This window comes from Methanoregula sp., from assembly GCF_041663825.1.
Taxonomy (GTDB): domain Archaea; phylum Halobacteriota; class Methanomicrobia; order Methanomicrobiales; family Methanospirillaceae; genus Methanoregula.
In genome coordinates this window covers 108,218-122,189 of sequence record NZ_JBAYLY010000003.1, presented here as the reverse complement: position 1 = coordinate 122,189, position 13,972 = coordinate 108,218, and the positions used below count along the sequence as shown (strand labels likewise).

The window sequence follows — 13,972 nt, the reverse complement described above, 5'->3', positions numbered from 1 at the left end:
CGCATGAAGTCAAAGACTTCGCACCAAAGCAATGAAAATTTTGCAGTCCTAACTTGAATTTCCATTTGCCGGCTCCATCATCTGAAGTTTTCAAAATTTTCATGACAAACCCGGCCGACCCCAACGATGAATGCGAAGACCCACATTTCCAAAACCTCCTTATTTCCCTGGAATACCCGTTCCAGTACCGATCCGGGGATCATACGGACGGGGAGGTCTGATCCCCTGATCTCCGTGTATAATGCCCGGTTTGCCGGCAAATCAAAGCCCGTAAAACAGTTCGATTGACAACCACAAAATCTGGCGGTGCATGCGTTTTTATTTGACAAAAAAAGCCCAAATTGAGCCCTATATAATGCCCCTCACAGCCCCATATTCGCGTTCTGGCGGCCCCTGTTTTCCGGATCGTGCAAATGGTAATTTGACCCGAGATCTGCCAGAAGAACCGCATTATCGAGTCCATTTTGCTTCGTCCGTTTCCTAAAAAAAGCCTGATTTGGGGGTATTTTGAAACGGAGCCCGATACGGGCTTCTTTTGGGAGTGTCAGACACCAATCGGGCGCCAAATTGGACCCGGATTGGGGCAGGTCGCCGGGGGATCATGTGGGAAAAGGCGGCTGGATCAGGGACGTTTCATGAGGGTTACATTCAATCCATTCATGTCGAGCTCAATGGTGTACTTTAATTTTGCCGTTGTGGAAATTTTATCGAAACGTTTTCGGATCATTTTTGTTTTTTCCTCATCCGTGATTGACGTATCGGATTGATTGGCGGAATTCATTTTTTTAAAATCTGGCGTTATCCGTTATTATTTAAAAAAAATGTGAACGTTCCGGAGATGCACCAGGTCCACGTTTCAAAACCCTGATATCTGGAGAATTAAGAAAACACTCGTTTCTGAACTTGGTATTCTTCGATTTTCTCTCGCTTATCATAATAACCTGCCAGATTCCTGCCGATGGAGACCTTCCCCTGCAGGGTGGTTTTGAGGGGATAGGGATTCTGGACTGCCGGCCACGCGACCCACATTATGGGATCTCAAAGATCATACCGGGGGTGATGCGATATTCACTAAGAGGAAGGTGAAATGAAGGGAGACGGTATTTATTTTCACTTCGCGTAGATCAATTCAATAGCCTATAATGTCAGAACGATAACATTGCAGCGAAGAAATTCATACCGAAAGGTGTTCTCTCCGAAATGGCAAAACAAACAAAACTTGTTTCTTCAGCCCGGCCATTTCTCAAATGGGCCGGAGGTAAAACCCAGTTACTGAACGAGTTCAGCAAACGTTTGCCAATAGAATTGAAAAATGGAAAGATCACAAAATATGTAGAGCCGTTCATTGGAGGCGGCGCATTTTTTTTCTATCTCAATCAAAGATTTTCTTTCGAACGCTGCTCCATCTGCGATGTCAATGAAGAGTTGTATCTTTCCTACCGGGTTATTCAGCGCTCGGTAAAAAAATTGATCTCCGAACTCGAAACACTTGAATCTGATTATCTCTCCCTGGATGATAAAGAACGAGAATCATTCTATTATGAAGTCCGGAATGCTTTCAACCGTCAATTACCGGAGATCAATTTCAACACATATCAGACGGGATGGATCAAACGGGCCGCCTGGATTATTTTCCTGAACCGTACCTGTTTCAATGGACTTTTCAGGTTAAACCAGAGGGGCGAATTCAATGTTCCATTCGGGAAATACAAAAATCCGGATATCCTGAACGAAGACAACTTAAATGACGTTGCGACATTGTTAAAAGCCACGCAGATCCACCGGGGGGATTTTGTCACATGCCGGAAATTTATCGATGATCGCACGTTTGTGTATTTTGATCCACCATACCGCCCGCTCAACGAAACTTCCTCATTTACCTCGTATTCAAAACATGGATTTTCTGACAACGATCAGGTTCGCCTCGCAGAATTTTTTAAGGAACTCGATGCGAAAGGAGCAAAGATTATGCTGAGTAATTCCGATCCAAAGAATGAGAATCCCGGTGACTCATTCTTTGACGATCTCTATTCAGGATATTACATCGAGCGGGTTCCGGCAAAACGTATGATCAATTGTAATGGTTCAGGGCGCGGGAATATCAACGAACTGATTATTACGAATTATCCGGCAAAGAAACCGTAGTTGTAACCTCTAAAAAAAGTCTATTCATCAGTTCAGACATTCCCCCCTCAAACAAAGACACGATCCTGATTGGGAGATGCCTTCGCGGCGGGGGAAAAAGCCCCCAGAAGCACTTTAAAAATCTCCGTTACGTCCCCGGGAACAACCCCCGTCCGATACGCCTGCGTACCCGTAACGCATCACACCACAAAACAATAACGCAAAAAAAGTATTCCGCCGCGGAATTACTTCCGGGCCTTTCTCTCTTTTGGCTTGTCGGCCTTCTTCTCCCCCTCGGCCTTCTCGACCTTGGGGAAGAGCTCGTCAAGGGTCTTCTCGCCATATGCGGTCACGCGGGCGTTGACCTGCACGAACTCGATGGTAATCTCATGAGCGCGGATCATCTTTCTCCTGCGCTCGCCTTCCATCGACGGGTGGAACCCGACGCCTTCTGCGAGCAGGAGTCTCCTTCTTCCTGCGCCCGGCAGGCTCTTTCTCGCGGGAATCCCGGTCTGGTCCGTGCCCCCGGTGATCAGGATCTTATATCCTGCCAGCCCGAGAGGGCCGGCGTCAATTTCGTCCCCGATTTTCTTACCCACGATTGCTCCTGCTGCGCCGGTGCTGGCATCGACATTGTAGGCGTGACCGGTCTTGGGGTCTGATACAACAACCTTTAACTCAACCATTCTTGATTCTCCTTATTGATTATCCCGGGGCGCCCCCGATATCGGGCGTCCCGTTCACTCTCGGGCTATCCGGCGCAACAACGCCTGTGCACGTGAAGTACCCATCTTATTATACCAGTACGCTATTAAAACCTCGCGTCCTTTCGGGCCGGCCGCGTACGCCGGTATATCCGCGACAGTCCGGTCACTTGCCCCAGAACGGCTCGGCCTTGCGTCGGATCGCCACAAACTCCGCGAGCACTTCCTGCGTGCTGATATTCAAGTTCTTGAGCATCTCGCGTTCGAGCACTTTCACGTGCCGCTCGGGGAGATCCACGAGCAGGTCGTCGCCAACGTTCAGCTGCCGGCCGATCGTTGCGCCCTCAATCGAGATCGCCACTTCGAGACCGGCGTCCGCCTCCCGGATATTTTCCTGCCGGAGCTGCATGGATTTTAAGTGCCCGACCTTCTTCCCGTCCAGCTTGACGAGGTCGACATCGCCCCGGAGTTTCCCGCCCAGCACCCGGACCCCGACCACCGCCGGGTTGCTCTGCCGGAACACGCAGTCAGGGAGCAGCCGGATTTTCGCCGGCATCATCACGTGCTCGAACTGCGCCTTATCAGCGATCCGTTTCTGCTCGTCCTTCCATGCGACATACTGGTCGATGAGCTGGTAGATCACCTGCGCGGAGAAGACTTTCACCTGCGTGTAGAGCGGGTCCTTGATAATCTCCGCCGCATCGGGAAGGATCGGGGTATTAAACGACAGGAGCACACGGAACGTCGGGTTTTTGATAGTCTCGGTATCGATCAGGTCGTGCCGGCTCACCGGGCCGACCTGTGCCCTCATCACTTTGATATCTTTTGTCTCCAGTTCCTTGCAGAGCGCTTCAAGGGCGCCGATCGTGTCTGCTTTGATCACAATGCCTTCCTCGGCAAGGTTGACGTGGATCTCTTCCATCTCTTTCCTGATCCGGACCGCAAGTTCGTCGATGTTGCCCCGGACAACAAAGAGCGGCGAGCCCGCGATCACCTTTTCGAGGCCCGGGGCCGAGACCTTGATCCCCGCAGCCGCGACGACGGACTTGACGTGCTCGAACTTGTCCTCGACAAGGATCTCCTTTAACGGGTGGGGCTTTAAGAGCGAGCGGACCTTGGTCACCACGATGTCGTCCTGCGAGGCCATCGCAATCTCATCGCCCACAGAGAGCGTGCCATCATACAGGATCACATCGAGCGTCGCCCCGAGGCCCCTCTCCTCTTTTACTTCAAGGACGGTTCCTAACCCCGGGCCCGCGACCGAGAGCTTGAGTTCCTCGCCAAGGTAACGCTGGGCAAGCCCAATCATGATCATGAGAAGGTCGGCGATCCCTTCTCCCGTGTGGGCGCTCACCGGCACAATTGCAAGGTTGCGCCGGAAGTCTGACACCCTGTCGTACCGGTCAGCGGAGAAACCAAGGTCCGAGAGGTTTCCCACGATCTCGTAGGTCTTGGTCTCGACATCGGTCTTGACCCGGTCGTTCTGTTTTGCAAACGTCGAAAGGAACGACTCGTTCTTGTTGATCCGCCAGCCGTGGAGCCGGTCGATCTTTGTCGCCGCGATCACAAACGGCGTCTTGCAGTTCCGGAGGATCTGCAACGCCTCGATCGTCTGGGGCTGGAACCCCTGGTTAATATCGACAACGAGGATTGCCATGTCGGCAAGCGCCCCGCCCCGGGCCCGAAGCGTGGTAAACGCATGGTGCCCGGGTGTATCAATGAAAAGCAGGCCGGGGATGTTTATGGGGATCTTCTCCATCGACCCACTCATAGTGCGGATCGCTTCGATGGGGACAATCGTCGCTCCGATGTGCTGGGTAATCGCGCCCGCTTCAGATGTGACAACCGATGAGCCGCGTATCCGGTCAAGAAGCGAGGTCTTACCGTGATCCACATGCCCCATGACGCACACAATCGGCGTCCTTATCTTCGGGTCTGCCGCCATCTCCCCACCTTCCCGTTCTCACGTGCCCTGAAAACAGCAGGATTAAAAAATTATCCGTGGTGCGGCATCACCCGACACCGCAGCCTGCCCTACAAATATCCTGTCAGAGCCACCTGATAACTTAATGGACGCTCTACCCTATTAATAATCGCTCCGGGATAGCAGACGGGACCCGGCCGGTCATCCGTGGGGGTACCGGGCTTTGAGAGCGGGGCGTTAAATTAATCAGAGTCCACAACCAAATTAACAGGAACATCTGCCAGGGTAGGGTAGTCTGGTTATCCTAAGGGGCTGTGGATCCCTCGACCCGGGTTCAAATCTCGGCCCTGGCCTTGTTATTGTAAGTTTTTCTGATTCTTTTTTGTAGAGAAATATGATCCTCCCCTTATAAACTCAAATCAATGCCCGCAAAAACACATGCCGGGGCTGGCTACCGATATTAGGGTATTGCCGAGGGTGAAACCGCATTTCCCCGGGATCCTGAAAAATGTTATGAATGGGTCATCTTAATCAGGTAGGGTGCGGATGCCTCAATGTTCATGTAATATTCACCGGTTGTGAGGTTCACGATTGTACTCCCTGAATACGGACCTGTCTTATTGAAGAGTTCGGTTTTTCCGTAAGTATTGGTGATATGAACGATGAAATTGCCATCGCCTGCATATGTTGTTGAAAATTTGTATTCTCCTTCGGCAACACTGAATTTTTTAGCCGAATTACCTTTCCCTGAAAATGTCTGGGGCCCGGCAATGTTATTCATGGCGAGTGTCTCCCCGCCGACTACGGATGAGGCATTTGCACGGATCTGGTTCTGGCACGAATAAACGAGGTTCTGGTATTCGTTCATTCCCTTCTCAAATTTTTCCAAATCGGTTTCTGTATTGTTTTGAGCTGCTGAATCAGGGTTCTGACAATATGTGGTTGCAGAAATCAGGTACACTCGCGCCTGGGCAAGGCTGTGTGTTTGCGGGATTGCACTGGTTATGATCAATTGGTGAAGCTGATCCGCCGGGATTCTACTGCAATTGCCATCGGCAAGCCCTTTGATGCGGGCTGCCAGATAGTTATCGTTTACAAAGTTCAGGAATGCTTGATCAGCACCCGAATCTGATATCAGGTCGCCGCATGTTGTTGAAATGGTCGGCGCCACCGTAACTACACCGCTTGTCGATGTCTCCACTAACGTTGGTGTCGGGGTAACCGTCACTGTCACATAGCAAATCTGCGGCGTAGGCGTAGATGTAGTATTAGTTGACCCGGTGACATTCATGCATCCCGCAACAAGAATCGTTGTAATACAAACAATCAGGAGAGAGAAAAAAGTGATTTTCCTCATATTTCACCAGTTATACTTTGACATGTTAATTATTGCCTTTTGATCTTAGGATAATATTGTACCATTTCGGCCCTTCTTTGTATTAGGTTCGAAGAACACCATTTATTGAACTCTGTGCTGTCCAGTCCAAGTGACATCCTCCCATGATGCCCAAGGTATGCTGATTTTACTGCATTATAGTGACATCACCTCTGTAACCCCACAGGTTTTACTTTTTCTCTTCTTTGAGGTTTTCCCATGAAAATCAACCATGTTAGGTTAACCAATCTCACCAAAACAAAGACTGGGTATTCGATTTTCATGCGTCGGGTGTGAATTCACGTTCATGTGGGTTTCTAGAGAGTAAACGGGTAAGCAACAGAATAACATTTTTTCAAGATCTTGTTTTATTAGATTCGTGGTCTTTTCCAAGTTACATTGTTATGAATAACTTTTGCGGGTATTCCTGCCGCAATACAATTGTCCGGAATTGATTTAGTAACAATTGAACCGGTCCCAATTATTGAATTTTTTCCTATAGTGACCCCTTTTAAAATTTTTACATCCGCACATAACCATACATGATTGCCAATTTTTACATTTTGAGCATAATTGATTCTATTATGCGTGTTTAGGTCAATAATTGAATGTGAATCCCCGGTGCGAATCTCAATGTCATATGCTAACATACAATCACAACCAATTTCAATTGATTTCTCATTTTCCGTGGCTGCAAGATGCGCATTTTCAATTGTTGTATCATCCCCAATATTTATCCTACAGTTGTTATCTTCAAACCAAAAAGATCCACCTTTTATTACACAATGATTTCCGATTGATAGATGATGATTGGAACCTCTAATAAAAAATGTGACATTTTCAATAAAAGATTCCTCATGGAAATAAATTTGGTTATTATTTCCAATTATATCAAATTTAACTTTTTTTAACAAAACTCCATTATTGCTTATTGTATTATTAAATCCATTAATTTTACATTTATTAAAATTTAAAAAACAATAAATCTTCAAAATCGTTTTCAATAAAAGTTTATGTTTTTTAATCTTTTTATACAGATTAATTTGAACTTCTGTAAGCGGCATTTTACCCCATTTTTTATGACAGTGGATTTCGAAAAACCCTCTTTTTGTATGATCTGCAATTAATTTTTCCGTCGTAGATATTACAGCGAATCCTGCATTTTTGCTAGTTAATCGAAATCATCGACAATCATTAATTGAAGATTCAACCGATAAAGATATTGTTTAGATAATTCCCGCACCTTATGATGCCGTGGGAATCGTGTGGGGTTCTAATAAGAAACGCCAACAGAATGCTTCTATAAAGGAAAGGGGTTTACTTTGAGTTGTAGTGGTCCAATTATCCGGCAGATATCCCCACGCACCTGAAATCTTCATCTTCATGAAATGCCAATACTTATACCACATGGACCCGGCAGTTGTAGATACACTATTGTTCCTTGCGGCAGGGATTTTAGCCGCTGTTGTTGTCCATTTTATCTTTGTCTTCCTCAAGAAGCAGGCAGAGAAGACAGAGACAATGATGGATGATCTTGTTGTGCACTCACTCGGCACACCGCTCACGATACTCGCGTTCTTCATCCCGTTTTTCTTTGCGATTCATCACCTGATTGTTCTCTATCCCCAGTACCAATGGATTGCGGAGGCAAACATCCTTTTATCGGCATATGTCGTAGTCGGAACCTGGATTGTTTCAACATTCGTTGACGATTTTCTGCGGATCTACGGTACGGCCCTTGCCGAGTCGACCGAGACCGACCTTGATGACCGGATCGTAGAGATCCTCCAGAAGATCGGCAAGTACTTCATCTGGTTTGTGGGGATCCTCTACATCCTGACCCTGTATAATATCAATATTACTCCGCTCATCGCAGGTGCAGGAATCGTCGGCATTGCCATTGCCCTTGCTGCACAGGATCTCTTCTCGAACTTCTTTGGCGGTGCGGTCATCATCACCGACCAGCCGTTCAAAGTGGGGGACCGCGTGCTGATCAACGATGTTCTTGGGGACGTGACCCATATCGGCCCCCGGAGTACCCGTATCCTCACGCTCGATAAAGATGTCGTGAGCATGCCCAATACCAAGATAGCGACAAGTGTTGTCCATAACTATTCCCTGCCAAATCCCCAGGTCAGGATCCAGATCCCGGTAACGGTCTCGAACGCTGAAGAGATCCCTCGCATCAAGAGGGTGCTCGGAGAGATTTGCGACGAGGCGGTAAAGAGCCGGCCAGACTTATTTGTTCATGATCCATCTCCCTCAGTATACCTCATGAAGATGGACAAGTCCACGATGACATTCCATATCACGGTCTACGCAGCTGGCTTCATGTATGGCACCATTATTCAGGACTACATGAATGTCAGGGTCATCGAGCGGTTCCGGAAAGAAGAGATCCTCTTTTCCTAAATAAACGCCACAAGCGCATTTTTTTCAACCAATTTCTTTAAGATGCCAGAAGGAAAACCGGTGTGAATATCCGGAAACAGTTTCCGATTTGCACAAACGCCCGGGATTTTCTGGATCAGGGAAACTTATGAGAAACCTCACACCTATCCTGCTCGTCGCCTTGCTCTGTACAGCGCTCTTACCAATCAGCGTTGCTGCGAATACAACGGCAGGTAACGGGAGTGGTTTTATCACGGTAATTAACCCGCCGGTTGCTGATTTTTACACCAGTATCCACTACGGGCCGTCCCCGTTTACGGTCAGTTTCGCTGATTCCTCACGGGGCGCTCTGCCAATGACCTATCACTGGGACTTTGGCGATGGCGCAAGCTCGGCAATGCAGAACCCGACGCATACCTATCGTAATACCGGCGACTATACCGTCAGCCTGACGGTGACCAACAAGTACGGCTCGGACACCAAAACTGTTGCAGGTTTTATTGGGGCCGGCTTCCCGCCGGAAGCACACTTTTCCGCTTCACCCGTAGATGGGACTATTCCACTCACGGTTACATTTACGGATCTTTCAAAGAATACACCCACGGACTGGAACTGGGACTTTGGTGACGGGACAACATCATCTGACCAGAATCCCGCTCATACCTATACACAGGCAGGCCTCTATGAGGTCCGGTTAAAAGTGAGCAATCACTTTGGCAGTGACGCGCTCATCCGGACAAATTACATCAATGCAAGCAGTCCGGCCCCGGTGGAGGTGCCCGTGCCGGTTCCCCCGGTCAAGGCTCATGCCACGGGAATCGTCGGCCTGATTCAGGATGCAAAGGGCGACACCGATAAGAACCTCCCCACAGCAGCATTCATCCCCCCGCAGTTCATGGCCCTCGCTGCGGTGCTGACGAGCCTTGGCGTGATACTCGTCCAGGTCATCCTCACCAATATCGGCACCATTGCCCAGGTCGGTGCAAAATTCGTCAAGTTCTTTGTCGATCTTGCTGCGGGTCATACCGTTGAGAAGATCAGCGAGAAAGAGATTGAGAAACGGGGAATCGAAGCAAAGAAACGGGAGCGGCACTTCTTCGGCCTGTCTGCCACTGAACTCCTTGTCGTGGAGGCAGCAGTGGTTATGGTGGCAGTGGCATTCCTGCTCGCAGATCGTGCGGATCTCACCCTGCAGATGGTGCTCATCTACATTCTTGTCGGTGCGGTATCAGTCCTGCTTCATGATTTTGCCCACCGGTATTTTGCGACCCGGTACGGCCACGACACCGATATCCAGTTCTGGAGCCTTGGCACGGTTATCATGTTCCTGACGGCCTGGCTCTACGGGAATGCATTTGCCCAGTCCTACCGGACCTTTGTAAACCGGGATGAGAATGCGGATGAGACACGCAAGCTGGGAATCGAAATGGTGGCGGGACCTGTTGTCAGTATCATCCTTATGCTGGTCTCCCTGTTTATGGTTCAATTTGGAGGGATCTGGGTAATCGCCGGTGGTCTGGGCTTTACTATCAACCTCATCACCGCAGTCTACAGTCTTATCCCCATTTCCACGATGGATGGCAGTGCGATATGGAAATGGAACCGTGCCCTGTATCTCGTGTTGTTCATCCCGCTGATTGCATTTTATTTCTTCACGTTTATGCTGGTGTAATCCTTTTTTTATAAAGAGGTACGGATCCCTTTCTGGTAATCGCTCAATTGCACATGGGTAATAACCGACTAAAAGAGTGTCCTCCTTGGGGAAATTTGCAATAACGATGAATCCCGCAACAGCAGAATCCCCGGCTGAAACTGTCAGTCGGTATATTGATCTTAAAAAAATCGCGATCTGCGTCACCTTATCGTAACGATATACCTTTGATAAAACCACAAAAGATGGTCTGAACTAAAAAAAATCCGGTATTAAAAAAAGGTGAGTGGGGGACGACCTGGGGGATATCCACACATGCGCTCTCCTTTTTTACCTGTCTTCGCAGATATCCCCAAAGATGCTTTTTTCCCGTGCATGAGGCGAATCGTCCACGGGATATGATTTTGCTGATCTAAAAAAAATTAGTTTTTATAATCTGACTTCCCCAGTTTCGGCTCGAACCACTTGTCTGCCTCAGTGCGGATCGCATGCGAGAAGAGCGCAAGCGGTATTTCACAGGGGCAGTCTTCTTCGCACTGCCCGCAGTTGATGCAGGAGTCGGAGATGTGCGCAAACCGGCGCAGGTGGAACATCGGGTCGGCCGGGATAAAACCACGGCGGACCATCAGATCGGGCTGTTCATACTTGTCAGCACGGGTGACACAGACCGGACAATGCTCGATGCACGCCAGGCACTTCATGCAGCGGCCGGTCTCCTTTGCTATGGTCTCCCAGAGAACCGGTGCGAGTGCTTCAAAGTCGTGCTTGCGCCACTTGTCGCCGAGTTTGTACATTGCACCCTCGACCTTACCCCGGATCTCGATACCCTTGGGGTTTGCCGCTTCCGTGCTCAGTTTCTTGGCTTTGACGGCGCCGTCAAGAAGTTTTGCCCCTTTCTCGGAGCAGACCTCAACGAAGGTTGCCTTGCCGGCTTTGTCACCGATGACACCCCAGTTTCCACAGGCAAGGTCTGCCTGACGGGGGACTTTCAGTTTGCAGCGGCGGCAGTTTGACCTGCGGCCGTAGCCGGCTTCTTCAAGTTCATCCATGGGGATGCCCTTGTGGCCTCCTTCATACTCAATGATGAACTGGCCCTTGTCGATCTCTTCCTTGGTAACCGTGTTGGGGTCGACGCCAAACTTTTCCTTGATCATTTTCCGTGCGGCGACCGGGCTGACCGATCCACCACAGTTGACACCGATCATGACGATGTTGTCAAGGTTGACTTCCTTGCGCTTTGCGAGCTCAAGGAGACCCATCATGTCGCAGCCCTTGACAACCAGTCCCAGTTTCTTACCGGACATCTTGGGCACGTACTCCGTCACCAGTTTGGACATGAGGACGGTTCCGCAGTGGAGCGAACCGGCGCACTGGTCAAGATCCTTTGGGTCGGTAACAAGAACCGGGATCGCATCGTACAGGTCAACACCGCGGGTTACGGCAAGCACTGCATCAACGGTCTTGCTCTCAAGTGCATACTTGAGAAGCTCGGTTACTGCACCACCGCATTCCGCCTTCTTTAAGAGGCCGGCATCATTGGTCCATGCATAGAGCATATCGCCTTTCTTTGCCATTTACTTCGCCTCCGTAATCTTTTCAACCTTAACGGCACAGTGCTTGAGTTCCGGCATCTTGGAGAGCGGGTCGAGAGCCGTGTTGGTGAGGTTGTTGGCACCCTCTGCGAAGTGCATCGCCATGTACAGTACCTTCGGGGCAACGTCTTCTGATATCCGTGCCTTTGTTATGGTCTCGCCACGGCGGCTCGTAACCTTGATCTTCTCGCCTTCCTTGATACCCAGCTTCTTTGCATCTATTGTGTTGATCTGGATAAAGGACTCGGGCACTTCATAGTGCAGGTCTGCAGCAAGGTCGGTCTGGGTCCTCGTGTGGTAGTGGAAGATCACACGCCCGGTCATAAGCGTATACGGGTACTCTGCATCCGCGACTTCCGCGGGCGGGCGGTACTCGAGACCGAACATGGTGCCCTTACCATCTGCGGCGGAGAACTTCCCCACGTGGAGGATCGGGGTTCCCGGGTGCTCGATGGTCGGGCAGGGCCAGTGGATGGCCTCGGGCTTCTCGATCTTCTCGTAGGTCACACCGAACTGGCCGGGGGTGACGGAACGCATGTCGTCCCAGACATCCTTCGCAGTCTTCCAGTCAAAGCCCTTGAGGCCCATCTTCTTGGCAACCATGCCGATGATCTCCCAGTCATACTTTGACTCACCGGGGCCGTCGACGGCCTTCCGTACACGGTTGACACGGCGCTCGCCGCTGGTGAATGTGCCGTCTTTCTCGGCAAAGCAGGTGCCGGGCAGGACAACGTCTGCATACTCGCAGCTCTCGTTCCAGTAGATATCCTGCATCACGAGGAAGTCGAGCTTTTCGAACATCTTTTTGACATGGTTTGAATCGGGGTAGGAAACAACCGGGTTCAGGCCAAGGACATACATTGCCTTGATCGGGTCGCCGCACTGGTTGATCTGTTCGGTTAAGGTCACACCATACCAGTCAGGCAGGGAACCTTCCTTCATGCCCCATGCCTTCTCCATCTTTGCACGATTCTCGGCAGATGCGACAGCCTGGTAGCCGGAGAAGACGTTCGGGTACGCACCCATATCGCAGGCGCCCTGCACATTGTTCTGGCCACGGAGCGGGTTGACACCGACGCCCGGGCGGCCGATGTTTCCGGTGAGCAGCGCGAGGTTACCCATCGAACGAACGTTGTCGGTACCGGTTGTTAACTCGGTGATACCGAGGCAGTAGATGATAACCGCATTCTTTGCCCGGGCATACTGGCGGGCAAACGCCTTGACCGTCTCAAGCGGGACCCCGTGGATCTCTTCGCAATCGGCATACTTCTCAACGGTCTTCTTGAGGTCATCGAAGCCTTTCGTACGCTCGTTGATGAACGCCGTGTTCTGGAGACCTTCCTTGATGATCCAGTACATCATGGAGTTGGCGAGCGCAATATGGGTCGACGGGTTGAACCGGATCCACTTGTCGGCAATCCGTGCCGTTGTACTGTACCGTGGGTCAACCACAACAATCGGGATTCCCTTCTTCTTCGCCTGCATGACGCGGCGCCCGGCAAGCGGGTGGGCCTCGATTGCATTGGAACCCCACATGACGATCAGGTCAGAGTTGAGGACATCTTCAAACGGGTTTGTTGCTGCACCGGATCCGAAGGAGAGGGAGAGACCCGCGACCGACGGCCCGTGGCAGATACGTGCACAGTTGTCGACGTTGTTGGTCTGGAATCCCACGCGCGCTAACTTCTGTAACGCATAGCAGTCCTCGTTGACCGTACGGCACGAGGTCTGGAAGCCGAGGGACCTGGGACCGTTCTTGTCAGAGATCTCCTTGAACTTCTTTGCAATCAGGTCAATAGCTTCTTCCCAGGAGGCGTCCACGAACTTGCCATTCTTCTTGATCTTCGGCTTTGTCAGCCGGCCTGGCTTCTGGGCCGTTTCCCAGCAGGTCATGCCCTTGGGGCAGAGCTTGCCTTCGTTGATTGGACTGCGCTTATACGGTTCAACTCCAACGAGTTTTCCGTCATTAACCACGAGATTCAGACCGCAGCCTACACCGCAGTATGGACAAGTCGTGTGTACATATGTTAATGCACTTTTTGTTCCACTCATCAAATGACACCAACTGTTCAAACAAAAGGTTTTTGCACACTGTTTTTGCACGCTATTTTTGCACACAGTTAACCATTTTTGATTGTTGAACAGGATCCATTTCGTATACAAAACGTTATTAACGTGTTGGAATATCGCGTCAAAACGGAGAACAATAGT

Annotated in this window: 9 protein-coding genes and 1 tRNA gene; 4 read left to right on the top strand and 6 right to left on the bottom strand. The window is 50.2% G+C overall.

Translation table 11 applies throughout. The annotated features are described in order from the left end of the window. The first annotated feature begins 1,200 nt into the window (after window positions 1–1,200). Complete coding sequence (locus WCX19_RS02610; protein WP_373004559.1) at window positions 1,201–2,145, top strand: DNA adenine methylase; 945 nt, start codon at window positions 1,201–1,203, stop codon at window positions 2,143–2,145. Window positions 2,146–2,369: 224 nt separating this feature from the next. On the opposite strand, the gene WCX19_RS02605 is transcribed toward WCX19_RS02610, so the two are convergent. Beyond that, a complete protein-coding gene (locus WCX19_RS02605) occupies window positions 2,370–2,810 on the bottom strand; it encodes a 30S ribosomal protein S6e (RefSeq protein WP_373004556.1) in 441 nt (146 codons plus the stop codon). Window positions 2,811–2,994: 184 nt separating this feature from the next. Then, entirely contained in the window at window positions 2,995–4,773 is a 1,779-nt protein-coding gene (gene infB, locus WCX19_RS02600) for a translation initiation factor IF-2 (RefSeq protein ID WP_373004553.1), read from the bottom strand. A gap of 258 nt (window positions 4,774–5,031) precedes the next feature. Between infB and WCX19_RS02595 the strand changes: the two genes are divergently transcribed. Beyond that, a tRNA-His gene (locus WCX19_RS02595) sits at window positions 5,032–5,105 on the top strand. Window positions 5,106–5,263: 158 nt separating this feature from the next. Here WCX19_RS02595 and WCX19_RS02590 read toward each other — a convergent pair. Together WCX19_RS02590 and WCX19_RS02585 are read right to left on the bottom strand one after the other, a co-directional pair. After that, window positions 5,264–6,109, bottom strand: coding sequence for a hypothetical protein (locus WCX19_RS02590; RefSeq protein WP_373004551.1), 846 nt, complete (start codon window positions 6,107–6,109; stop codon window positions 5,264–5,266). 389 nt (window positions 6,110–6,498) lie between these two features. Continuing rightward, window positions 6,499–7,191 carry a hypothetical protein gene (locus tag WCX19_RS02585; protein WP_373004549.1) on the bottom strand — a complete coding sequence of 231 codons (693 nt, stop codon included), beginning with the start codon at window positions 7,189–7,191 and terminating at the stop codon, window positions 6,499–6,501. Between the two features lie 343 nt (window positions 7,192–7,534). Here WCX19_RS02585 and WCX19_RS02580 point away from each other — a divergent pair, with 343 nt between their 5' ends. Both WCX19_RS02580 and WCX19_RS02575 read left to right on the top strand, forming a co-directional pair. After that, on the top strand, window positions 7,535–8,539 hold the full coding sequence (locus tag WCX19_RS02580) for a mechanosensitive ion channel family protein (RefSeq protein WP_373004547.1): 1,005 nt from the start codon (window positions 7,535–7,537) through the stop codon (window positions 8,537–8,539). Between the two features lie 127 nt (window positions 8,540–8,666). Further along, window positions 8,667–10,190 carry a PKD domain-containing protein gene (locus WCX19_RS02575; RefSeq protein ID WP_373004544.1) on the top strand — a complete coding sequence of 508 codons (1,524 nt, stop codon included), beginning with the start codon at window positions 8,667–8,669 and terminating at the stop codon, window positions 10,188–10,190. A 401-nt stretch (window positions 10,191–10,591) separates the two neighbouring features. Here the strand turns inward: WCX19_RS02575 and WCX19_RS02570 are convergent, their stop codons facing one another. Next, window positions 10,592–11,743, bottom strand: a complete 1,152-nt coding sequence (locus WCX19_RS02570; protein WP_373004541.1) for a Coenzyme F420 hydrogenase/dehydrogenase, beta subunit C-terminal domain — start codon at window positions 11,741–11,743, stop codon at window positions 10,592–10,594. Further along, window positions 11,744–13,813 (bottom strand): formate dehydrogenase subunit alpha, encoded by a 2,070-nt coding sequence (gene fdhF, locus WCX19_RS02565; protein WP_373004538.1) that lies wholly within the window; start codon window positions 13,811–13,813, stop codon window positions 11,744–11,746. It abuts the gene before it with no gap. Window positions 13,814–13,972: the final 159 nt, after the last annotated feature.